The 21,356-nt window shown below is 52.8% G+C and carries 23 protein-coding genes and 1 pseudogene; 8 read left to right on the top strand and 16 right to left on the bottom strand.

Going from position 1 to position 21,356, the window contains the following annotated elements:
• Positions 1–629 precede the first annotated feature (629 nt).
• Together WCC56_RS03535 and WCC56_RS03530 are read left to right on the top strand one after the other, a co-directional pair.
• Positions 630–1,820 (top strand): OmpP1/FadL family transporter, encoded by a 1,191-nt coding sequence (locus tag WCC56_RS03535; RefSeq protein ID WP_424691055.1) that lies wholly within the window; start codon positions 630–632, stop codon positions 1,818–1,820.
• 31 nt (positions 1,821–1,851) lie between these two features.
• Positions 1,852–2,655 (top strand): hypothetical protein, encoded by an 804-nt coding sequence (locus WCC56_RS03530; RefSeq protein WP_424691054.1) that lies wholly within the window; start codon positions 1,852–1,854, stop codon positions 2,653–2,655.
• A gap of 55 nt (positions 2,656–2,710) precedes the next feature.
• Here WCC56_RS03530 and WCC56_RS03525 read toward each other — a convergent pair whose 3' ends face one another.
• Genes WCC56_RS03525 through WCC56_RS03515 form a run of 3 tightly spaced genes read right to left on the bottom strand, consistent with a single transcriptional unit; the run spans position 2,711 to position 4,218 of the window.
• Entirely contained in the window at positions 2,711–3,148 is a 438-nt protein-coding gene (locus WCC56_RS03525) for an Hcp family type VI secretion system effector (RefSeq protein ID WP_424691058.1), read from the bottom strand.
• 49 nt (positions 3,149–3,197) lie between these two features.
• Positions 3,198–3,722, bottom strand: a complete 525-nt coding sequence (locus WCC56_RS03520; protein ID WP_424691053.1) for a hypothetical protein — start codon at positions 3,720–3,722, stop codon at positions 3,198–3,200.
• The gene (locus tag WCC56_RS03515) at positions 3,703–4,218 is read right to left on the bottom strand and encodes a DUF2778 domain-containing protein (protein ID WP_424691052.1); all 516 of its coding nucleotides are present in this window, start codon (positions 4,216–4,218) and stop codon (positions 3,703–3,705) included. Before WCC56_RS03515 ends, WCC56_RS03520 begins: the two co-directional genes overlap by 20 nt.
• 166 nt (positions 4,219–4,384) lie before the next feature.
• Between WCC56_RS03515 and WCC56_RS03510 the strand changes: the two are divergent.
• Together WCC56_RS03510 and WCC56_RS03505 are read left to right on the top strand one after the other, a co-directional pair.
• Positions 4,385–4,501, top strand: a pseudogene (locus tag WCC56_RS03510) (shikimate 5-dehydrogenase); the annotation flags it as partial.
• A 107-nt stretch (positions 4,502–4,608) separates the two neighbouring features.
• A complete protein-coding gene (locus tag WCC56_RS03505) occupies positions 4,609–5,178 on the top strand; it encodes a UPF0149 family protein (RefSeq protein WP_424691051.1) in 570 nt (189 codons plus the stop codon).
• Positions 5,179–5,292: 114 nt separating this feature from the next.
• Here WCC56_RS03505 and WCC56_RS03500 read toward each other — a convergent pair whose 3' ends face one another.
• Positions 5,293–5,997: a pirin family protein gene (locus WCC56_RS03500; RefSeq protein WP_424691050.1), complete on the bottom strand. Its 705-nt coding sequence runs from the start codon at positions 5,995–5,997 to the stop codon at positions 5,293–5,295.
• A 126-nt stretch (positions 5,998–6,123) separates the two neighbouring features.
• Here WCC56_RS03500 and WCC56_RS03495 point away from each other — a divergent pair, with 126 nt between their 5' ends.
• Positions 6,124–7,026 (top strand): LysR family transcriptional regulator, encoded by a 903-nt coding sequence (locus WCC56_RS03495; RefSeq protein ID WP_424691049.1) that lies wholly within the window; start codon positions 6,124–6,126, stop codon positions 7,024–7,026.
• A gap of 75 nt (positions 7,027–7,101) precedes the next feature.
• On the opposite strand, the gene WCC56_RS03490 is transcribed toward WCC56_RS03495, so the two are convergent.
• The 8 genes from WCC56_RS03490 to WCC56_RS03455 all read right to left on the bottom strand — a co-directional run bounded on the left by WCC56_RS03490 (position 7,102) and on the right by WCC56_RS03455 (position 11,480).
• A complete protein-coding gene (locus tag WCC56_RS03490) occupies positions 7,102–8,088 on the bottom strand; it encodes a glutathione S-transferase family protein (RefSeq protein ID WP_424691048.1) in 987 nt (328 codons plus the stop codon).
• A 137-nt stretch (positions 8,089–8,225) separates the two neighbouring features.
• On the bottom strand, positions 8,226–8,618 hold the full coding sequence (locus WCC56_RS03485) for a DoxX family protein (RefSeq protein WP_424691047.1): 393 nt from the start codon (positions 8,616–8,618) through the stop codon (positions 8,226–8,228).
• Positions 8,619–8,864: 246 nt separating this feature from the next.
• On the bottom strand, positions 8,865–9,146 hold the full coding sequence (locus tag WCC56_RS03480; RefSeq protein WP_424691046.1) for a YqjK-like family protein: 282 nt from the start codon (positions 9,144–9,146) through the stop codon (positions 8,865–8,867).
• Positions 9,143–9,538 carry a phage holin family protein gene (locus WCC56_RS03475; protein ID WP_424691045.1) on the bottom strand — a complete coding sequence of 132 codons (396 nt, stop codon included), beginning with the start codon at positions 9,536–9,538 and terminating at the stop codon, positions 9,143–9,145. The genes WCC56_RS03480 and WCC56_RS03475 overlap by 4 nt, the downstream gene beginning before the upstream one ends.
• Positions 9,539–9,540: 2 nt before the next feature.
• Positions 9,541–9,846, bottom strand: coding sequence for a DUF883 family protein (locus tag WCC56_RS03470; protein ID WP_424691044.1), 306 nt, complete (start codon positions 9,844–9,846; stop codon positions 9,541–9,543).
• A gap of 37 nt (positions 9,847–9,883) precedes the next feature.
• On the bottom strand, positions 9,884–10,258 hold the full coding sequence (locus WCC56_RS03465; protein ID WP_424691057.1) for a DUF1090 domain-containing protein: 375 nt from the start codon (positions 10,256–10,258) through the stop codon (positions 9,884–9,886).
• A 158-nt stretch (positions 10,259–10,416) separates the two neighbouring features.
• Positions 10,417–10,803, bottom strand: coding sequence for an EnvZ/OmpR regulon moderator MzrA (gene mzrA, locus WCC56_RS03460; protein ID WP_424691043.1), 387 nt, complete (start codon positions 10,801–10,803; stop codon positions 10,417–10,419).
• The gene (locus WCC56_RS03455; protein WP_424691042.1) at positions 10,803–11,480 is read right to left on the bottom strand and encodes a DedA family protein; all 678 of its coding nucleotides are present in this window, start codon (positions 11,478–11,480) and stop codon (positions 10,803–10,805) included. Before WCC56_RS03455 ends, mzrA begins: the two co-directional genes overlap by 1 nt.
• A 577-nt stretch (positions 11,481–12,057) precedes the next feature.
• Between WCC56_RS03455 and WCC56_RS03450 the strand changes: the two genes are divergently transcribed.
• Entirely contained in the window at positions 12,058–13,506 is a 1,449-nt protein-coding gene (locus tag WCC56_RS03450; protein WP_424691041.1) for a tagaturonate reductase, read from the top strand.
• Positions 13,507–13,516: 10 nt separating this feature from the next.
• A complete protein-coding gene (locus tag WCC56_RS03445; protein ID WP_424691040.1) occupies positions 13,517–15,007 on the top strand; it encodes a UxaA family hydrolase in 1,491 nt (496 codons plus the stop codon).
• A 50-nt stretch (positions 15,008–15,057) separates the two neighbouring features.
• Here the strand turns inward: WCC56_RS03445 and sstT are convergent, their stop codons facing one another.
• The 3 genes from sstT to WCC56_RS03430 form a co-directional block, all read right to left on the bottom strand.
• Positions 15,058–16,290, bottom strand: a complete 1,233-nt coding sequence (gene sstT, locus WCC56_RS03440; protein ID WP_424691056.1) for a serine/threonine transporter SstT — start codon at positions 16,288–16,290, stop codon at positions 15,058–15,060.
• 240 nt (positions 16,291–16,530) lie between these two features.
• Positions 16,531–17,502: a TerC family protein gene (locus tag WCC56_RS03435; RefSeq protein ID WP_424691039.1), complete on the bottom strand. Its 972-nt coding sequence runs from the start codon at positions 17,500–17,502 to the stop codon at positions 16,531–16,533.
• Between the two features lie 255 nt (positions 17,503–17,757).
• Positions 17,758–18,756, bottom strand: a complete 999-nt coding sequence (locus WCC56_RS03430; protein WP_424691038.1) for a Gfo/Idh/MocA family protein — start codon at positions 18,754–18,756, stop codon at positions 17,758–17,760.
• A gap of 237 nt (positions 18,757–18,993) precedes the next feature.
• On the opposite strand from WCC56_RS03430, the gene WCC56_RS03425 reads away from it, so the two are divergent.
• The gene (locus tag WCC56_RS03425; RefSeq protein WP_424691037.1) at positions 18,994–20,685 is read left to right on the top strand and encodes a chloride channel protein; all 1,692 of its coding nucleotides are present in this window, start codon (positions 18,994–18,996) and stop codon (positions 20,683–20,685) included.
• A gap of 41 nt (positions 20,686–20,726) precedes the next feature.
• Here WCC56_RS03425 and WCC56_RS03420 read toward each other — a convergent pair.
• Positions 20,727–21,356, bottom strand: a 630-nt coding sequence (locus WCC56_RS03420) for an aminotransferase class I/II-fold pyridoxal phosphate-dependent enzyme (RefSeq protein ID WP_424691036.1), incomplete at its 5' end; no start/stop codon positions are given.

Raw genomic sequence — 21,356 nt, 5'->3', positions numbered from 1 at the left:
AAGGTACGGCCCGTACTGAACCCGGGTAGGCTGCTTGAGCCAGTGAGCGATTGCTGGCCTAGATGAATGACTGTCCACGACAGAACCCGGCTTAACGGTCAGCTTCACTCTCAAATAAAAACCCCGCCCCGGCGGGGTTTTTGCTTTTCAGGGCCCGATGAATGACTGCCCACGACGCTCTTTATGAAAGGGAAGTTGGCTTAACGGTCAGCTTCACTCTTAAATAAAAACCGCCGCCCCGGCGGGGTTTTTGCTTTTCAGGGGCCCGATGAATGCCTCCTTTCTCCTCTTACTGGCTTTTCAATCCTCTGTTATTAAAATCATTTTTATTATTTTTTCTTTGTGACTCACAAGATAAATTTTCCGTAACGAAAACTGGCTGAATGTAAGCATCGCGTTATAGTTATAACGGAATGTTGCTATGGTAATGTTTAAGTGAGCTTTCCTTACATAAATAGCCATGTTTTTTATAGGGATTATTCACTCGCCCTTTTCGTGTCTTGAGGTTGATGATGAGAATGAATCCGCTAGTTAGAAATAGGGCAATGGCAGGTCTCCCGGCAGCACTCAGCTGAAAACATCTTACGGTTAGTCAATCTGGCCAGCACTACTCTTGCTCTGGAGCCGTTATGAAGCGTCTGGTTATTGGCATCACAGGTCTTTTAGTTTCTATGACATCACAGGCCAGCGGCCTCTACCTGTATGAGATTGCGACTGAGGACGTGGGATTAGCCGGAGCAGGGCAAGCCGCTCGTGCTCAGGATGCTTCCACGTTGATGACCAACCCCGCAGGCATGACCAGACTTCCGGATCATATGCTGACCGGCGGTTTACAAGCTCTCTACGGAGATACCCCTTACTCGCTGGATAACGATGCTGCGCTTAACGGTAAGAGCCCTGGTAACACCATCGGGTGGTTCCCTGGCGGCAGCCTCTTTTATCATCAGCGCATCAATGACGATCTCTCAGCCGGTATCGGCCTGTATGGGAATTACGGGTTAGGTCTGGATTTTGGCGACTGGGCGGGCGATCGTCTGATTAAGAAGAGCACGCTGTTGGCGTTAACCCTCAGTCCGGCAGTGGCATGGAAAGTGAACGACCGCCTTTCGTGGGGCGTCGGGCTGGGTATCAACTATGGTTTCCTTTCACTTACGCGCAATGTTGCCGGGCAGGATGAAAAGCAGAGCGATCATGACTGGGCACTGAATTTCCGCACCGGCTTATTGTTCGACGTCACTGACGCTACCCGCGTTGGTCTCAATTACACCAGTAAAACCGAATATCACTTCAACATTGATGGCAAAGCCAGATTCCCTCAGTTAGGCGGCGTGGAATATGAGCTGCCTCTTTCTGCACAGATCAATACGCCAGCCCAGTTGATGCTGAGTCTGGTTCATGACCTTAACCAGCGCTGGTCGGTAATGGGTGATTTGGGCTGGCAGGACTGGAGCGCCTACGGCAGCAATCAGGTTTACCTGTCCGGTAATCAGGTTGAGAGTGAAAACCGGCTTAAGGATACCTGGCACGCGGCACTTGGTGTTCAGTTCCGCCCGGATGAGAACTGGCGCTTTAATACCGGCGTGGCTTATGACAGCAGTTTTTACCGTTCTCAGGAAGACACCTCAATGACGATGCCTTCGGGGGATGCCTGGCGTTACGGGGTGGGAGCGCAGTATCAGGTTACGCCTGCCAGCAACATTGGCGTGGCATTTGAATATGTTGATATCTCCTCCTCTCACGTAGCCTCACCGGCCTTTAAAGGCGGCTATCAGGATCCGGCTCTTTATTTTTTCAGCATGAATTACAGCTACCAATTCTGACACGGGCTGACCCCTTCAGCTGAGGGAAAATATGAAAATTTGGCGAGTGTGGCCAGCTGGATGCCTGTTTTTGGGTCTGATTGCTGGCGCTAATGCGGCACCGAGCTCGGGAAAGGATGCCTCCGAAAAACTGGATGACGATCCGACTAAGGTCACCAGCGAAGCCGGGGTTTCCTGGTCCAATACCTATGATTTAGATGACAGTAATCTCTCCTTTTCAGGCTCTGTCGCACTGGATAAAGCCCGAAAATTGAATGCCCGTATCAATAGTGATGCCAGTGAATGGCGCATAGGGGGATCCTGGTTATTTCCTGTAGGGATTGTGAACTTCAATTTTGGGAAGAATGAGTATTCAAATGGCGCGACACAGACTAACTATTCTGTCGGCACCTTTGTCCCCTTAAGCTATTTCGGTTTTTCTCCGGCAGGTTTCCAGATCTTCCCGATGGCCGGGTATACCTACAACACGGGTGAGACGCTGGGCTGCAATCATCAACCGGATAGCGCCTGTGTTTCGCCTCAATTTGCTGACTCGCTTTCCCCAGAGTTTGGTTTCGACACCATCACCACTTCAGGCAGTAGCGGATATCTTGGTGCATTTACTATTAAGCCGCTGACCACATCCCTGACATTGATTGGTTTTGCGGCTGGCTCTTACGGCTCTAAAAATGATCGGGGCGAGAACTATCATGGCTATTTTGGTGGGTTGGGCCTGGGTTATGCCCTCAATAAGAACAACTCATTCAACCTGTATACCTTTGTCATGGATAACAACACTTACCTCAGCAGTCCAGATAATCGCTTCCTGGTGTCCTACTCTTATCTTTTTGATTAAACATTGTGTTCAAATAAAATCCCCGCCTGGCGGGGATTATGATTTTCGATCAGAATCAGTTCTTAACGTTCCAGTCATCGGTGTACTGCACATGACCATCAACATAACGCCAGGTTATTTTGTTGTACTGAAAGGAGATTGACTCCATGTGATTAATCTGCGAGTTTCCTGTCAGTTTAGTATTTGGCATGCCAGGATTCACGCCAGTAATCTTCACACCTTCGAGCATGATCATGAAATAGCAAACTTCTTGCCCTGCATTATTGATATTATAGAAACGGATTTCGGCGCTGTTTAGGGTCTGGCCAGTAGCAACAGCTTTATAGAGATACGGACTGGAACTATCAAACTCCTTTTCAATCATTAGCGGTGAGTGTGAACGTGTCCCGGTAATTTTTCCGTTGGCGCTATCTACTGGCAAATTAAGACCGTGGCTAAAGCCGATGATCTCTATACTGCCTTCACGGTCTTTAACGTCAACAGAACCTTTGATGTCTGCTCCGCCATCGTCTTTAAGCTACATATAGGGAGGGATTGGCATTTTACAAATTCCTTTTTAGTGCGATTTTTTTCGTGACAAACCAATAGATAACAATAGTCATTATCAGGTTAAACCCTGTCACTGCCATGATGGTTAAGGCTGAATAAGTCTGATTTTCTGGAAAGAAGATTTGATAGGGGATAAATCGGAAAAGAGTATAAAACAGAATGGCGAAAATAAATATCTTTGCAAATCGTCTCAACGTTGATAATACCCACTCCCTCAGGATTTCGGCTTTTTCAACTTTACTGTTCCTTCCATTGAATATAATGATAACTACACTGAGTAACGGCACGCTGATTAGGGTATTTATAAGGGTTTTAATATAATCTCTTATTGAATCGTAAGGCTCAGGATCTGGCTCACCGAAGAGAAGTCTCTCGATTTTTTCGGCTTCATCAAAGCCCACGGATTTAATCATGAAGTTATCAACCATACCGTTACAGGGTGCCCATTTAGCCACCAACAGCATTATCAGTAGGAATACGACGATTTTCACGGTCAGATTAAGAGCAATTTTTGCCATTAGCAATGACCTCAATCGTACCATATGCCTTCAGCATCTTCATGCAAGGAACTTCTATTTTTTGGGTTCTCAGCAAGGCATTACGGAGCATGGCGAAATCTGAATCATGAGGAAGGGTGATGCAACCTTCTGATATCTGGCCAGGATGTAGCCGGAAGTTGCCACGCCTGACGCCTTCTATCCAGATATAATCGTCAATGTTCCAGTCATCTCGCCACAGTGCAAACCAGTCAGAATGCTTAAATGTAGCGCCACTGGCATAGTGATTATAAATGTCTCTGATACCAGCATTTACTTGCGATCTAATCCCACCTTCCGGACGGTCAACAACCCAGTATTTGCCCGTTGGAACCGGCCCCATTTTAGGGATCATCCCGCAAGCCCCACGGTTACGGTAAGCACCGTCACCGGAGAAAGCTAAAAATGTTCCTACGCCCGGAAACATCAAAGGGGAATAATGCGCATCATTGATTACGAACTTTCCATGTAAAGCCATAGGCTCCCTTCTCCCTGTTTTTATTGTGGGATAGGTTACAGGCTATTTATTGAGCGATCCAGCATAACGCGATGATTTCAGTTAATTGAGGCGACTCTCGTCCCTGAACACTCAGCTTCAACTCTGCTGGTTGCTGAACCAACTGGCCCGCGAACTGGGTAAAACCGTGGTGACGGGAGCCGAAGTGATCGCTTTGCAGGCTCTTGAGCAATTTGCACTGTATACCGGCGTTCGTCCGGATGAAGCGCTTATGCTTGAAGCTTCTGCCTTCTCGCGTTCCTGAAAAAACCGTGCAGAACGGCTGCTGTATCGTTTACGTCAGGAAGGAGGCTTTTCTGTTAAGCTTGACGAATTAACGCCGCGAAAATTGATGGATCTGAGGAGAACAGCATGAACACTGGACCGCTAAACGAAGAAGAGCTGGAGTGGCTGGACGAAGCCCTGATGAACCACGGCAATGAAAACTCCGTGCTGGATATCTCTGAACTGGATGGCATGTTTACCGCTATTCTGTCAGGCCCGACTAAACTCCCTTCATCAGTCTGGCTAACCGCGCTGTGGGGCGGCGAACAGCAGATCCCTTTGTGGCCGAGCGATACGGAAGAATCCCGCTTCAACGATCTGATCTTTCAACATCTCAATGATATTGCTGAACGTCTTGCCACCGCGCCAGACCAGTTTGAACCGCTGTTTGGTTTCAGCACCATAGATGATGAAGATTACGAAGTTGTAGAAGACTGGTGCTTTGGTTATCTGCGCGGCGTGGCGCTGGATGACTGGTCTGCTTTACCTGATAGCCTGCAGCCGGCGCTTGATGCTATTGCTATCCACGGCGATGAGGATCAGTTCGCTAAGCTTGAACAAATGACGCCAGAAGCTTATGTGCAGTCGCAGCAAGCCATCCGCCCGGCGGCACTGGAACTCTATCAGTACTGGACCGCCAGGCGCGCGCCAGAATAGCGCTATAACCTGTGTTGCCGAAGGATTAGGGCAGCCCAGTTTGGCCAGAAAAAGAAAACCCCGCATCGGCGGGGTTTTGCTTTCTAACGTGGATTTCCCTGATGCCGGCTTAAATTAAACGGGCAAATCAATGACCAGCGCCCGCAGTGGCGTTTCGGCCACCAGCGTCACGCTTTCTTCTTCTCGTATAAATGCCCCGTCTCCGCACACTAACTCTTCTTTTGCCTTCGTTCCGGTGACCGCATTCAGCCCGCCGTGAATCGACTGCAGATAGGCTCGTGGCCCATGGAGTTTAATGGTCTGCGTCTCGCCAGGTTCAAGCACCACATGGTGGACCCAAACCTGCTGACGGAGTTGCAGGCTTTGTTCGGCGCCGTCTGGCGAAGCCAGCAGCGTATAGCGAACATTGTCTGGCATCTTTACGCGCTGCACCGCAGCATTCTCACGTTCCGGACAGGCATCAAGCCAGAGCTGCATACGCGTCAGTTCCTGCTCTTTACTGACATTTATTTCGCTGTAACTGATGCCGGGCTGGGTAGCAAAAAGCAGTGCCTCGCCCTTTTGAGCGGTAGCGTGGTTGCCTTCGCTGTCGCGATACTCTGCCTCGCCCTGCAAAATCAGATTCAGTACGTCGACCTTTGGATAGGTTCTCGGTTGAAAGGAAGCCCCTGGTGCCAGCACTTCCTGATTGAGCACGCGTAACGACGCGTAGCCCAGTAATTTGGGGTCAAAATAGTGGCCAAAGGAAAAGGTATAACGGGCTTGTAGCCAGCCATAATCAGCCTTGCCACACTCTTGCGCGGTGCGACTGGTAATCATAAATCCTCCCCGGTCGAGGCGATTTACCTGACCGTTTTATTCTGTCTCTATAGTAAGTTTCTGGACGGCAGATTGTTAGCCAGTTAATCTGCTCGCTATATTCAAAATTCCTGACAGAGAAACGCTATGGCTAAAGACCGCGCCCTGACGCTGGAAGCGCTGCGAGTGATGGATGCTATTGATCGCCGGGGCAGTTTTGCCGCTGCGGCGGACGAACTGGGCCGGGTTCCTTCTGCCCTCAGTTACACCATGCAGAAACTGGAAGAGGAGCTGGACGTCGTGCTGTTCGACCGTTCAGGCCACCGCACCAAGTTCACTAACGTCGGCAGGATGTTATTAGAGCGTGGCAGGGTGTTGTTAGAAGCGGCTGATAAGCTGACAACCGATGCTGAAGCACTGGCTCGGGGTTGGGAAACGCATCTGACTATCGTCACCGAAGCGCTGATCCCCAGCGAGTATCTCTTCCCGCTGATCGACAAGCTGGCGGATAAAGCCAACACGCAGATTTCTCTGGTGACTGAAGTCCTGGCGGGAGCCTGGGAACGTCTGGAGCAAGGCAGGGCAGATATCGTGATCGCGCCGGATCTGCATTTCCGTGCCTCGTCAGAGATCAACACCCGCAAGCTTTACAGCATGATCAGCGTGATTGTCGCCAGCCCGGAGCATCCTATTCATGGAGAGCCTGAGCCACTGTCAGAAGTGACCCGAGTGAAATACCGTGGCATCGCCGTGGCTGATACCGCGCGTGAGCGTCCGGTACTCACCGTGCAACTGCTGGATAAGCAACAGCGACTGACCGTCAGCACCATTGAAGACAAACATCGGGCGCTGTTGGCAGGGCTTGGCGTGGCGTCAATGCCTTATCCGATGGTAGAAAAGGATATCGCCGAAGGACGTTTGCGCGTGGTCAGCCCGGAATATACCCGCGAAGTTGACATTATCATGGCGTGGCGGCGTGACAGCATGGGGGAAGCGAAGGCCTGGTGCTTACGAGAGATCCCAAAAGTGCTGGCTAAGCGCCAGAGTTAATCAGCCAAAATGCGCAGAGCAAAAAAAACGGCCCCTCCATTGAGGCGGCCGTTTTTGTCTCTGCCAGCGCAAAGATTAGCGGAACCGCACGTCGCGTCCGTGAGGTTCGTCCCAGTCAAAAGCCGGTCCGATGGAAATCACCCCAGCCGGGTTAATCGTTTTATGGCTGCAGTAATAGTGATGGCGGATATGTGCCAGATCGACGGTGTCGGCCAGGCCCGGCATCTGATAAATCTCCCGCAGGAAACCATTCAGGTTCAGGTAGTCACTGATGCGGTGCTTATCGCATTTAAAATGGGTGACATACACCGGATCAAAGCGAACCAGCGTGGTCCACAGGCGTAAATCAGCCTCTGTCAGGCGATCGCCAGTAAGATAGCGATGTTGGCCCAGCATCTGCTCAAGACGGTCCAGTGAACTGAACAGCGCGGTTACCGCTTCATCGTAAGCCGGTTGTGAGGTAGCAAAACCCGATTTATAGACACCGTTGTTCACCGTGTCGTACACCCAACTATTCACTTCATCAATTTTTCCGCGCAGATCGGCTGGATAATAGTCGCCAGCTTTTGCGCCTACAGCATCAAAAGCACTGTTTAACATCCGCAGGATATCGGCGGATTCATTGCTGACGATGGTGTTTTGCTGTTTGTCCCACAGCACCGGAACCGTCACGCGGCCGGTATACTCGTCATCTGCGTGCAGATAAAGCTGATACAGATATTCGTTCTGATACAGGCTGTCGCCCGTGGCGGCAGGGAAATCATCGTCGAAAGTCCAGCCGTTCTCCAGCATCAGTGGGTGCACCACGGAGACGGAAATCAGCGATTCCAGCCCTTTCAGCGCACGCATAATCAGCGTGCGGTGCGCCCACGGGCAGGCGAGAGAAACATACAGATGATAGCGGTCGGCCTCAGCACGGAAGCCGCTCTTACCGGTTGGGCCCGCTTCACCATCAGCCGTAACCCAGTTACGAAAGGCCGATTCAGAGCGTTTAAAGCGGCCGCCGGTGGATTTGGTGTCATACCAGTTATCGTGCCACACACCGTCAATCAGTTGTCCCATACTTCCTCCAGTCCCTAAGTGAAAAAACGACAAAGCCCTTATCTCTCTCATTGCGGGGGCGTTCGCCTTGCTGCAAATCGAAATCTAAGGGCCAGCATCGTCGTCGCTATGATGTTACTCAGTATAGCGGGTGTTTCTTACCACTTTTTGTTCAGCAGGCGATCCAGGCTGATTGCGCCAGGGCCAGTGATGAACAGCAGCAGGTAGCCACCAGCGATGCTCAGGTTTTTCATAAAGTTGATTGAGTTACCTTCAACAGAGAAATCGATATGGAACACCATCGCGGTAATCAGGGTGAAAATAACGGTCACGATTGCGGTAAAGCGGGTCAGTAAACCGAACAGGATCGCCAGGCCGCCGCCAAACTCAAGCAGGATAGTCAGTGGCAGGAAGAAGCCAGGGACGCCCATGTGTTCCATATACTGCTGAGTTCCGGCGTACCCGGTGATTTTGCCCCAGCCCGCTACGATAAACAGCACAGGCATCAAAATACGCGCAACCAAAAAGCCGATATCTTCTAATTTTTTCATGATTCACCCTAACAAGTTTTATCAGGCAGGAAGGATTACCCACCGCATTAAGTTCAGGTCTGAAGCGTCTTTAGCGCTTAGTACCGTTCGTTGCAGGAGATAATATTCGCGAATGGGAATCATTGTAAGCGAGATAATCTGTCGATGTTTATCAGGAAAATTGAACAGGACTGGCAGGGCCAGTAAAGGCTGGAAAGGGCGAGGGCTATAAAGAAGAAAAGCCCCTGTCAGCGAGGGCTGAAGGGGCTAGCGACGAGGAAGGTAGTTACGGACCATACGCCAGGTGCTCCACACGCCAATACCGCGTTTGGCCCAGCGTGAGATCCGCCGTGGATTACGCACTGACCAGATTGCCATCAGTCCGCTGCCTACCGCCACATAGCGACGCAGGCCAATCAGCGTCAGCCAGCCGTGATCGTAGCGGGCTGTACTCTCAAGGAAGTGCTTTTTACCGGCGCTGAGGTCCAGCCGCTGCTGCTGGATTTTACGCAGCAGCGCGGCTTTACGTTCATCACGCTCGCGGCTCATCGGTCATCCTCCAGCACATCGCGATCGGACTTCAGTTCTTTACGCGTTGCGCTCAGCAGGGTTGAACGACGTGATTTCGCCAGCGTCCACAGGCCGAAAATCAAGGCCAGGGCAAACAGCACCGCGGTGGTAATGCCGATCGCCATCAGACGATACTGTGCATCCACAGCCCAGATGATTAACACCATCAGGCTCATCAGGCCAAAGGCGGTAAAGAGCATGGTCAGGCCAATCATCAACAGCATCTGTATCAGATTGGCTTTTTCTTCCTCAAGCTCTACCACAGCCAGCCGCACCCGCGTTTCCACTATCCCCACCAGAGTGGTGACAATGCGCTGTCCAATGTTAATGACCCCTTTGCCGGGGCCGTGGCTTTGCTGAGAATCCGCCATTATTAACGACGAGTCAGCAAGACACCCAGCACCACACCAATGGCGGCACCGATACCTACGCTGGTCCATGGGTTTTCACGCACGTACACATCTGCGTGATCAGCCACTTCGCGGGAGGTTTGAGCAATACGATCGCCAGAGTCACCCAGGCGCGCGCGCGTGTCTTTCAATGCGCTTTGTGCTTTGCTGCGCAGTTTATCCAGCTCGTTTTTTGATTTCTCGCCGGTGTTGCTCAGCACTTCTTCCAGCGTATCAGCCAGGGTTTTCAGTTCAGCGCGCAGATGTTCAGATGTAGTATCTATTGACATAACAAACTCCATTGATGTTCAGTAATTAAAGCCCGGCTCAGTAAGGTGCGGCCTGGACTTCCTTCAGTTCATGTTTTGCTTCTGCCAGTTTTTCTTCACGTTTGGCGATTTTCTTGCTGTCATCGCCCTCCGCTTTTTCCTTTTCCAGCTCTTTCTGACGCTCAACGACCTGCTGCTTGTGGGCAGCAATTTTTTCCTGATGCTGAGCCTTCAGCTTTTCATCGGTACAGCCCGCTTTCGCTTCCGTTAGCGCACGCTCCAGACCGGTCACACGACGTTGATTGTCATGTTTTTTGGCCAGGTCAATTTCATGCTGGATCGCTTGTTCTTTCTGCAGGCACAGCGAATCTGCCGCATGGGCAAACGTGGTCAGAGCGAACAGGGTGAGTCCAAGGAGAGTGCGGTATTTCATGCTAATCATTTACCTTCCGTTGTGTTGGGCCGCAGGACGTCCCGTTAATCCTGTAAAGAGTCTTCGGGAAGACTGGCTTAGTAAGCATAGACAGCTTTTCCGAAAAGCTCAAAAAGAGAGAAGATTCTTAGGGATAGCGCCGGTAAGCAGGATAAAAATCAACCAACGGACTGTTTGCGCAGGCTCAGACGGTTCATCAGCTGTGAAGAACCAGAAGGATCCATCTGGCCGATATCAAACCCATAAGGCAGCAGCTGATGCAGCACTTTTTCCGCGGCCATGCTCTGCTCTTCCGTATCGAAACGGATCACCAGTGAGTCGTTATCCGGGGTAATACTTTTGATGCGGATCCCTTCGGCATTCAGGCGCTGATAGACATAAAAACCGTCTGGCAGCGTGGTGCCCTGACGAGAGGCGCGGATTTGCAGTGCGGTATCATTGCGGAACAGCGTCGGGATAAAGGCCACCAGCAATAACGCGGAGAAGCAGACCACCAGCACGCAGAGCACCCGCGTGGTGAGATAAGGTTTGAGCAAGGCGATCATTATGAATTTCCTTTCTCATTGCTCACGCTGCGCTTTTTGCGCCAAAGCACGAACAACGAGCCAAACAAACCAAAGACCAGCAGCACCAACGGCAGCAGCATCAGGCAGAACATCATCTGATCTTCGTATTTGCGAAAAATAGGGGTCTTGCCCAGAGCAAAGCCGATCACCGTCAGGATCAGCACCCAAAGCAGCGCGCTCATCCAGTTAAAGAACTGGAAGCGGGCATTGCTCAGGCCGGAAAGGCCAGCGATGGTGGGCAGCAGCGTGCGGACAAAAGCGATAAAACGGCCTACCAGCAGCGCGGAGAGACCATGTTTATGGAATAAATGGTGGGCGCGTTGATGATACTGCGCGGGCAGGTGCGAAAGCCATTTTTGCACCGTGGGCGTATTGCCCAGCCATTTGCCCTGAAGGTAACTGCACCAGCAGCCCAGACTGGCGGCGGTGGTCAAAATGAACAGCGTCATCGGGAAGGTCAGGGTGCCTTTAGCAATCAACACGCCGACTAACACCAGCAGGCTGTCACCAGGCAGGAAAGCGGCAGGAAGCAGGCCATTTTCCAGGAAAAGGATCATAAACAGGACAAAATAGATGGCCCAGACCAACGTAGGGTCTGAAAGGGTCTCGAAATCTTGCTGCCAGAGGGCGTGGATCAGGGCTTTAAAAATATCCATTGGGTATTCCCGAACATCATTGTTTAGTGGTGTTCTGAAGGAGGCCGGCACGATGAGTTAGTCGTTATTATGGGTGCTGGTCTGACTCTGAACACGGACAGTATTTCAACGTAAAAACAAAAAAGCCGGCTTTCTTAAATACCGTCTCAAACGGTAAAAAAGGGCGCTTAACTGTAACAAAATACCGACGAATGAGACAGGAGAAACTTGTCGCCAAGGATGTTTTACAGGGGCGAGCTGGAAGGGAAAAGAAGCTTTACACAGGCTGACATTATAGCAGAGTTTCGGCTGCCCGCTGAGGCGGCGACACAGCCTGAAAAATCCTGGTTATCGTCAGTTGGAGAAGAAAAGAGAGTGACTGACTGATTTTTAGCACTTTCTCATTTTGCGCTAAAAGCAGGGTGGTTAAATTTTCACCGTTACGGTTTTTTATACAGGATTAAAACCTGATTCTGTGATCGAACTGGCAATTAGCTGTCGACAGCAGGGACAACCTTTCCGATACCTCTTAAACATGAGGGAATTCGTCAGCTGGAGGTGCCGGGCTGACTTCTCTTCACAGGTTAAGGATGTAGCTATGTCGACGCTGAACCGCAGGGAGTTTGCTGGACGGACTCACCCGACAAAAATTATTCAGTTTGGCGAAGGCAACTTCTTGCGCGCTTTCATTGACTGGCAGATCGATCTGTTGAATGAACATACTGAGCTGAATGCTGGCGTGGTGGTCGTGCGTCCCCGCAACAGCCAGACGAGCCGTAGCCTCAACAGCCAGGACGGGCTCTACACCACGCTGATTAGGGGCGTAAATGACCGGGGTGAAGTGGTCAGCGAACCGCGCCTGATCCGCTCAGTGAATGAAGAAATTCATCCGTGGCGGCAGCATGAGGCTTTTCTGGCGCTGGCGAAGGAAGAGCACATTCGCTATGTCTTCTCCAACACCACAGAAGCGGGCATTCAGTACGACGCTGATGACCGTCTGGATGCTAAGCCCGCCACCAGCTTCCCGGCCAAATTGACTCAGCTGCTTTACGCGCGCTGGCAGCACTTCTCCGGCGCTGGTGACAAAGGTTGGGTGATGTTGCCGTGCGAACTGATTGATGACAACGGTGAGGCGCTGAAGGCGCTGGTGCTGCGTTATGCGCAGGAATGGGCGCTTCCTTCGGCTTTTGTGCACTGGATTGAACAGGCGAATACCTTCTGTTCGACGCTGGTTGACCGCATTGTGACCGGCTATCCGCAGGAAGCCCAGCAGATTGAGGCGGAGTTAGGGTATCAGGATGCTTATCTGGTGGCCGGTGAAGTGTATTACCTGCTGGCGATACAGGGGCCGGCCTGGTTAGAGCAGGCGCTCTGTCTGGATCGTTATCCGCTGAATATTCGCCTGGTGGATGACATCAAACCTTTCAAAGAGCAAAAGGTGGCGATCCTCAATGGCGCGCACACCGCGATGGTGCCTGTGGCTTACCTCGCAGGGTTGGATACGGTGGGTGAAGCGATGGCCGATGCGGAGATCGCCGGGTTTATCGACAGTACGTTGAGGCAGGAAATTATCCCCACGCTGTCCCAGCCTCCGGCTGAGCTCAATGCTTTTGCCGATGCGGTACTCAACCGCTTCCGTAATCCGTTTATCCGCCATCAGCTTCAGGCGATTGCCCTGAATGGCATGACCAAATTCCGTACCCGGCTGCTGCCGCAGATGCTGGCGAGTTGCCAGCAAACGGGTGAAGTCCCGGTGCGACTGAGTTTTGCCTTCGCGGCCCTGCTGGCCTTTTATCGCGGTAAACGCGGAGAAGAGGCTTATCCCCTGCACGACGATGAGGCCTGGCTGACAAAATTTGCCGATCTCTGGCCGCAGGTCGACAGCGGAAAGCTGGCCCCACAGCAACTGGTAGAAGCCGTTTTCAGTGAGTCAACTCACTGGGGCGAAGATCTTAATACGGTGCCGGGCTTAACCGCGGCTGTCACCGAACACCTGCAACGTATTGTCGGCGGCGATATGCGCCAGGCACTGACTCGTTTGAACTGAGGAACACCCTATGCAGCGTTACATCAAAATCCATCCAAACGACAATGTTGCTGTGGCCCTCGCAGATCTCTCCGAAGGGGAAACGCTTACCCTGGGTGAGCTGAACGTAGTGCTTATGCAAGCCGTGGAACGCGGCCATAAATTTGCGCTTCTGCCGCTGGCCGTGGGCGATCTGGTGATGAAATATGGCTTGCCGATTGGCCACGCGACGGTGCCTGTTTCAGCGGGTGAAATCCTGCACTCTCACAATACCCGCACCAATCTGAGCGATGTTGATGAATACAGCTATCAGCCCGACTTCGCCACCTTGCCGCCGCAGGCTGCAGACCGTGAAGTACAGCTGTTCCGTCGTCGCAATGGCGATGTCGGCATCCGCAACGAACTGTGGATTTTGCCGACGGTAGGTTGCGTGAACGGCATTGCCAAACAGATGGTTAACCGTTTCCTGAAGGAGAGTGACGAGGCTGCGGGCATTGATGGCGTGCACTTATTTACCCATCCGTTCGGCTGTTCACAGCTGGGGCAGGACCATGAAAACACCCGTACGATGCTACAGAACATGGTGCGTCACCCAAACGCGGGTGCCGTGCTGGTCATTGGCCTGGGCTGCGAAAATAACCAGGTGGATGTCTTCCGCGAGACGCTGGGCGACTATGACGCAGACCGCGTCAGTTTTATGGCGTTGCAGCAGCATGATGATGAGGTGGAGGCCGGGCTTGAGCATCTGCGTAGATTGTATGAGGTGATGCGTCACGACGAGCGCCAGCCGGGCAAGCTGAGCGAACTGAAGTTTGGGCTGGAATGCGGCGGCTCGGATGGCCTGTCCGGCATTACCGCGAATCCGCTGCTGGGACGATTCTCAGACCAGATGATCGCCAATGGTGGCACCACCGTGTTAACCGAAGTGCCTGAGATGTTCGGCGCAGAGCGCATTCTGATGAGCCGCTGTCGCGATGAGCAGACGTTTGAAAAAACCGTCAGCATGATCAACGACTTTAAGCGCTACTTTATCGATCACGATCAGCCTATCTACGAGAACCCTTCGCCGGGTAACAAAGCGGGCGGTATTACCACGCTGGAAGAAAAGTCGCTGGGTTGTACGCAGAAAGCCGGGCAAAGCCAGGTGGTGGACGTGTTGAAATACGGCGAGCGTCTGCATCAGCCGGGCCTGAACCTGTTAAGTGCGCCAGGCAATGACGCCGTAGCCACCAGCGCGCTGGCAGGCGCAGGGTGTCATATGGTGTTGTTCAGCACCGGTCGCGGCACCCCTTACGGCGGGTTTGTGCCCACGGTTAAACTGGCAACCAACAGTGAACTGGCAGCGAAAAAGCCTCACTGGATTGATTTTGATGCGGGTGCGTTGATCAAGGGAACGGATATGGCTGTGTTACTGGAGAACTTTGTCGACACGCTGGTGGAGATTGCCAACGGCCGTCAGACCAAAAATGAGCTCAATGACTTCCGTGAACTGGCCATTTTCAAAAGTGGGGTCACGCTGTAGGGAAGGAGATGAAGACAGGCTCGCCACAGCGGCGAGCCTGTTAAAGACGATTAAGCCTTTTGCTCTACCTGACGTTCATCAGCCATGCAGGCTGCCGCCGTGAAGAGAATATCCGCAGAGGAGTTCAGCGCGGTTTCTGCAGAGTCCTGCAGCACGCCAATAATAAAGCCTACCGCCACCACCTGCATCGCCACTTCGTTTGGAATACCAAACATATTACAGGCCACCGGGATCAGCAGCAGTGAGCCGCCAGCCACGCCAGAAGCACCGCAAGCACAAATGGACGCCACCAGGCTCAGCAGGATTGCCGTACTGACATCCACCTGAATCCCCAGCGTATTCACCGCCGCCAGCGTCAGCACGGTAATAGTGATTGATGCGCCAGCCATACTGATATTCGCCCCGACCGGGATCGAGACCGAGTAAGTGTCTTCATCCAGGCCCAGCTTTTTCGCCAGCGCCATATTCACCGGGATATTGGCCGCAGAACTGCGGGTGAAGAAGGCGGTAACGCCACTTTCACGCAGGCAGGTAAACACCAGCGGATACGGGTTGCGACGGATTTTCCAGTAAACCAGCAGCGGGTTAAACACCAGCGCCATCAGCAGCATACAGCCCAGCAACAGGCCCAGCAGATGCGCGTAATCCCACAGTGCAGAGAAGCCAGTCGTGGCCAGAATTGACGCAACCAGCCCGAAAATACCCAGCGGGGCGAAGCGGATAACCAGCCTCACCAACGAGGTCACGGCGCTGGAAGCATCGTTCAGGAAGGTGCGAGTTGTCTCGCTGCTGTGGCGGAAGGCGAAGCCCAGGCCAATGGCCCACACCAGAATGCCGATGTAGTTGGCGTGCATCAGCGCATCAATCGGGTTGGAGACCATGCTCAGCAGCAGGCCGTTCAGCACTTCCAGAATGCCTGAAGGCGGGGTGATTTGCTGGCTGGCATCGGCCAGTGTCAACGTTTGCGGCAGCAAATGACTGAAGACCACGGCCACCACGGCGGCACAGAAGGTACTCAGCAGATAGAGAATGATGATCGGTTTGATACTGGTTTTGGTGCCATGCTGATGATTCGCAATGGAGGACATAACCAGCACCATCACCAGCAGAGGGGCAACGGCTTTCAGCGCGCTGACAAACAGGGTGCCAAGCAGACCAACAGACAGGGCGCTCTCTTTCGAGAACCACGCCAGGGCTATTCCCGCGATCAGACCAATCATAATCTGGGTAACCAGGCTGCCCTGTGTCAGACGCTGCAACAGCCCAGGACGACTCTTTTCCATACTCATAGTAAAAAACCAGTGTTGTTATCGATAAATAACAATGCGGCGCTCCAGCATCGTGTGCGCTGGATGGTGCAGCATCGGTGTGTTTGCGCGGGTGAGTATAAGGAAATGTGATGACAGGGGAAGGGAAAAGTCGCGAAAAGTTGAGCTGGATAAACCTTGTGCGCTAATAAACTGACCCTCTCTTAAAAAACTGACCTGTGGCTGCCGCGATGCAGCCACAGGTCAGAGAGTCAGTTACTTGCTCAGCTGTTTTTGGTCGTTACGGTGGTTCACCCAGGCGTTAACGATCAGCGTCACGGCCAGAATGCTGCCGACCGTCCCCAGCGAGACAGAGACCGGGATATGGTAGAAATCGACGATCAGCATCTTCACACCAATAAACACCAGCACTACCGCCAGGCCATATTTCAGCATATGGAAACGCTCAGCCACGTTAGCCAGCAGGAAGTACATCGCACGCAGGCCGAGGATGGCGAACAGGTTCGAGGTCAGCACGATAAACGGGTCAGTGGTGACGGCGAAAATAGCCGGAATACTGTCGACGGCAAAGATCACATCGCTCAGTTCCACCATAATCAGCACCAGCAGCAGCGGGGTAGCGAACAGCACGCCGTTACGTCGAACGAAAAACTTCTCGCCTTCCATCGTTTCCGTCATGCGCATTTTGCTACGCAGCCAGCGCACCAGCGGCTTGTCGCCAACGTTGCTGTCATCGTCCCCGCCTTCCATCGCCATTTTGATGCCGGTGAAGATCAGGAAAGCCCCGAAGATGTAGAGGATCCAGCTGAATTCAGAGACCAGCCAGCTGCCGGCAAAGATCATCATCGTCCGCAGCACGATAGCGCCCAGGATGCCGTAAATCAGCACGCGGCGCTGAATAGCCGCCGGAACAGCAAAATAGCTGAACAGCATCAGCCAGACGAAGACGTTATCCACCGCCAGCGCTTTTTCCAGCACGTAGCCGGTCAGGAAAGCCAGGGTTTGCGTATTCGCGACTTCACGGCCGATATTACCGTCGAGATACCACCAGAAACCGGCAGCGAACAGAAGAGAGAGGGAGATCCACAGCAGCGACCAGAGTGCCGCCTGTTTCATTGACATGGTTTGAGAGCCGCGACGACCCTGTAAGAACAGGTCGATAGCCAGCATAATGACCACGATAACAGCGAAGCTGCCCCACAGCAGAGGCGTACCAACAGAGTGCATAGACGTATCCTGTAAAATGAAAAAAGGCCGATAGAAAACAGGACCGTTTACTTCATCATAGATGACAAACAGGTTGTTCTCTTCAAAGCCAGGTCTCACTCACAGCAGAACGTGCAGTTCTGTTGCCCAACGACCGGGTATCCACAGATACCGTGCTGACGATCAGTTGGCGTAAAAGTTACTCCCCTATGCTGCGGCAGAAGATACGGTTCACCGCAGCACAGGTCAATCATAACTGGACATATTTAGAAATATTTACACAACCACTTCATCTGGCCGCTCATCAGCCGGGAAAACGACCCCGGTCTGGCGACGGATTTCAGTCAGCAACTTCGCCGTAATCCGCGAGGTTGCAATGCCAGCATGATTCACTTCGTTGCGCTCTACCAGCTGGGCGAAGGTCTCTGCTTCATACAACATGGTGTTGATGTGCTGAGGATGACTGAGGTCCTGTGGCTTCGCGCCACGCGGCACAAAACTGACGCGCTGGCATTCCGAAACCTGCTCAATAACCAGCGATCCGGCTTCGCCCTGGATCTCGCTTGGCACGCCAGACTGGCTGACCTTGGAGTGCAGGATAGTCACGTCAAAATCACCATAATTCATCACCACGGTGCCGTGAGCATCCACGCCGCTGGCCAACAGCGAAGCGTTAGCAGAGACGTTATCAGGTTCGCCCCACAGGCTGACCGCCGTTGCCAGGCAATAATAACCAATATCCATGATCGAGCCGTTCGACCAGGCTGGATTAAAGGTGTTGGGATTCTCGCCATCCAGATAACGCTGATAGCGCGAAGAGTACTGGCAATAGTTGATAAACGCTTTGCGCAGCTTGCCGATTTTCGGCAATGCCTGTTGCAGGATCAGGAAGTTAGGCAGGCTGGCCGTTTTGAAGGCTTCAAAAAGCACCACCTGATTCTCACGCGCACAAGCGATCATCTTTTCCACTTCGTGCAGGTTAGAAGCGAGCGGTTTCTCGCAAATCACATGTTTTTTATGCTGCAGGAACAGCAGCGATTGCTGGCAGTGCAGGGCGTTAGGACTGGCGATATACACCGCATCAATGTCCTCTGACTGCGCCATTTGCTCCAGCGAGGTAAACAGATGCTGCACGGGATAATCAGTGCTGAAGGCCTGAGCCTGGCTGAGCGAGCGCGAGTAGACAGCGGTGAGCTTCATTTTGCCGGTTTCATGCGCGGCATCGACAAACTGGCGGGTGATCCAGTTAGTCCCTACAACAGCGAAGCGGATCATGCGTGTTTCAGTCTCCACACGTTTAAGGCAGTAGGGGAGCAGAGCGTTTGCTCTGTCCACGGCGTTAACCTTCAGAGTAGCATGTGGGTTCCAGCGGGCAATGGCTAAAAAAAGCGGTACGACCCTGATAAATATTATCAGTGTTACTGACACTTATCCGGCATCATGCAGTTTGATTTTTACCACATCCTCTTTCACCCTAAGAGGAAATTACCGCAGCTGGGGCACTCAGAGACCATGACGAAGGGCAGTAAACACGCACTAAACTGGACCAGTATCCTGGTAGCGATCCCCGTTGGCCTGGTGGCTACGCTGGTGACGCTGGGCTTTCGTCAGACCATTGAGCTGATTAACTCGGTGGTGTTTGGCACGCAGCAGGATGTGACGCAGGCCATCGGTGTGTATCCCTGGTATCTTTGGCCGCTGGTGGTGGGGCTGGGAGGCGTGATTGCCGGTTTTTTCCTGCGTTATGCCACCGCTATTGAACAAAAAGAGACGGTTCGCACCGATTATCTGGAAGTGATCAACGCCAGGTTGGATGCTGTGCCGACGAAAACCTCGTTGTTCCGTGCGCTCTCATCCATTGCCAGTATCAGCAGCGGGGCCTCAATTGGTAAAGAGGGGCCGATGGTGCAGCTTTCCGCGCTCAGTGGCAGCCTGATGGGGCGGCTTTGCTTTGCTAAGCTGTCACTGCGAAACAGCGATGTTGTCGCTATGGCGGCGGCTGCCGGGCTCTCTTCTGTTTATCATGCGCCGCTGGCCTCGGCGATTTTCGTCGCAGAGATTGCGTTTGGCATCTCCGCTTTACAGCGCCTCATCCCACTCATCATCTCTTCCGGCGTGGCAGTGCTGACCATGTGGACGCTGGGCTACCGCTCGGCCATTTATCCCTTCTCACATGCACAATTTGACCTGACGGCGGGTAACATGTTGTTGACCGTGATGATCGGTCTGGCTGCGGGACTGGTGGGCTGGGCGATGATCTGGTTAATTAATCTCAGTAAGCAGCGCTTTGGCCGTATTAAAAACCTGCCGTTCCGGCTGGGCTTAGGTGGCCTGATGGTGGGCGTAATGGCGATTGCCAGCACCAATATTTTGGGCAACGGCTATGAAGTGATTGTCGACATCATGGCGGGCAATTTTGTGCTGAAAGGGCTGGTTATCCTGCTGGCATTGAAGATGATTGCCACAGCTGTGTCGGTGGGGTCTAACGCGGTTGGCGGCCTGTTCACGCCTTCGTTACTGATTGGTGCAGTACTTGGGGTAGTGATCGCTACGCTTATGAGTCTGGCCGGTTGGCCGGTCGATAATACCGTGGTATTTGCCGCTGTGGGAATGGGCGCGGTGCTGGCCTCGGTCAGTCAGGCTCCGCTAATGGCGATGCTGATGGTGCTGGAGATGACCCTCAACAGCAGCCTTCTTTTTCCGACGATGATTGCCTGCGTGCTGGCTTCCATGACCGTCTACCGTTTGCAGTCCAACAGCACCTATCCGGTGATCAAAAACCACTTCAGCCGTTCGGATGCCAAGTTCGATTTTGATAACGGCATCATCTCGCAGTTTATTGTCTCTGGCGCGGCGTTAAAGTCGGAGGATACGGTTGGAAAGGCGTTGGCGGTCAGCTCGTTAAAACGTGAGCGTTTTGTCTATGTCATCAGTGATACCGGGCAGTTCCTGGGGGCGGTATCCATTCATGATATTTCCAGAAAAGTGCTGGATAAAGACATCACCCTGGATTCGCCAGTCAGTTGCGTGATGGACGATTCCTTCCCTTATATCTTTGAGAACCAGACTATCACCGAAGGCTGGGAAGCCTTTGCTCGCGTCACGCTGGAGCGCCTGCCGGTGCTGAATAACCCGGTGGAGAAGAAATACCTGGGAGCGCTAACCAAAACCAGCCTGATTCAGAAAGCCAAAGACTTCCTTTAAGTGGCGGGTTTGCGGCTGGGAAGGAGAAACAGTCTGCGATATCAGGATAAAGCCGAGCCAAGGATCTTGAATATCCGCTCATCAGCGCACTGAGAGACATTAAACCGCATGTAAGTGCCTGCGGTCTGTAGTTGGCTAAAGGTGTTTCCCGGCGCCAGAACCACACCTTCCTGCAAACAACGGCGCGACACGTCTGCGGCATCGGTTCCAGCCGGTAGCTGGCACCACAAAAACATGCCTGCCTGCGGTACCAGCCAGGGATTTATGCCCAGCAGTTTTAATTTTGCTACCGTGTGGTCCATCGCCTGCGCCAGTCGGTGCCGCACAGTTTCCATGTGCCGCCGATAGCCACTATCGGTCATCGCGGTCAGCAACAGCTCGGCCGCCATCCGCCCGCCACTGAAGCTGGTGGCAATTTTGAAATCAGTCAGGTTCTCAATCCAGTCAGCGCGGCCCGTAATAAATCCACAGCGGACCGAAGCGGAGACCGTTTTTGAAAAGCTGCCGATGAAAATCACCTGTGACAATCCGTCAAAGGCCGCGAGTCTTGGGGCCGGGGACATCTCAAGATCGGCAAAAATATCATCCTCAATAATCACCAGGTTGGCGGCGTCGGCCATCTTCAGCAGCCGATGAGCGGTGAACGGGGAGAGCATCGCGCCTGTGGGATT

Origin of the sequence: Erwinia sp. (assembly GCF_049696395.1) — a bacterium.
Classification (GTDB): Bacteria; Pseudomonadota; Gammaproteobacteria; order Enterobacterales; family Enterobacteriaceae; genus Erwinia.
This window is presented reverse-complemented; position numbering and strand designations above follow the sequence as displayed.

Bases quoted from the DNA above. Each gene is read 5' to 3' on its own strand.
- WCC56_RS03520 (WP_424691053.1), bottom strand. From the start codon at position 3,722: ATGGCAAAAATTGCTCTTAATCTGACCGTGAAAATCGTCGTATTCCTA.
- WCC56_RS03425 (WP_424691037.1), top strand. From the start codon at position 18,994: ATGACGAAGGGCAGTAAACACGCACTAAACTGGACCAGTATCCTGGTA.
- WCC56_RS03470 (WP_424691044.1), bottom strand. From the start codon at position 9,846: ATGTCAATAGATACTACATCTGAACATCTGCGCGCTGAACTGAAAACC.
- WCC56_RS03515 (WP_424691052.1), bottom strand. From the start codon at position 4,218: ATGGCTTTACATGGAAAGTTCGTAATCAATGATGCGCATTATTCCCCT.
- WCC56_RS03430 (WP_424691038.1), bottom strand. From the start codon at position 18,756: ATGATCCGCTTCGCTGTTGTAGGGACTAACTGGATCACCCGCCAGTTT.
- WCC56_RS03450 (WP_424691041.1), top strand. From the start codon at position 12,058: ATGTCGACGCTGAACCGCAGGGAGTTTGCTGGACGGACTCACCCGACA.
- WCC56_RS03500 (WP_424691050.1), bottom strand. From the start codon at position 5,997: ATGATTACCAGTCGCACCGCGCAAGAGTGTGGCAAGGCTGATTATGGC.
- WCC56_RS03455 (WP_424691042.1), bottom strand. From the start codon at position 11,480: ATGGATATTTTTAAAGCCCTGATCCACGCCCTCTGGCAGCAAGATTTC.
- WCC56_RS03535 (WP_424691055.1), top strand. From the start codon at position 630: ATGAAGCGTCTGGTTATTGGCATCACAGGTCTTTTAGTTTCTATGACA.
- mzrA (WP_424691043.1), bottom strand. From the start codon at position 10,803: ATGATCGCCTTGCTCAAACCTTATCTCACCACGCGGGTGCTCTGCGTG.
- WCC56_RS03505 (WP_424691051.1), top strand. From the start codon at position 4,609: ATGAACACTGGACCGCTAAACGAAGAAGAGCTGGAGTGGCTGGACGAA.
- WCC56_RS03485 (WP_424691047.1), bottom strand. From the start codon at position 8,618: ATGAAAAAATTAGAAGATATCGGCTTTTTGGTTGCGCGTATTTTGATG.
- WCC56_RS03530 (WP_424691054.1), top strand. From the start codon at position 1,852: ATGAAAATTTGGCGAGTGTGGCCAGCTGGATGCCTGTTTTTGGGTCTG.
- WCC56_RS03495 (WP_424691049.1), top strand. From the start codon at position 6,124: ATGGCTAAAGACCGCGCCCTGACGCTGGAAGCGCTGCGAGTGATGGAT.
- WCC56_RS03465 (WP_424691057.1), bottom strand. From the start codon at position 10,258: ATGAAATACCGCACTCTCCTTGGACTCACCCTGTTCGCTCTGACCACG.
- WCC56_RS03435 (WP_424691039.1), bottom strand. From the start codon at position 17,502: ATGCACTCTGTTGGTACGCCTCTGCTGTGGGGCAGCTTCGCTGTTATC.
- WCC56_RS03445 (WP_424691040.1), top strand. From the start codon at position 13,517: ATGCAGCGTTACATCAAAATCCATCCAAACGACAATGTTGCTGTGGCC.
- WCC56_RS03490 (WP_424691048.1), bottom strand. From the start codon at position 8,088: ATGGGACAACTGATTGACGGTGTGTGGCACGATAACTGGTATGACACC.
- WCC56_RS03480 (WP_424691046.1), bottom strand. From the start codon at position 9,146: ATGAGCCGCGAGCGTGATGAACGTAAAGCCGCGCTGCTGCGTAAAATC.
- sstT (WP_424691056.1), bottom strand. From the start codon at position 16,290: ATGGAAAAGAGTCGTCCTGGGCTGTTGCAGCGTCTGACACAGGGCAGC.
- WCC56_RS03475 (WP_424691045.1), bottom strand. From the start codon at position 9,538: ATGGCGGATTCTCAGCAAAGCCACGGCCCCGGCAAAGGGGTCATTAAC.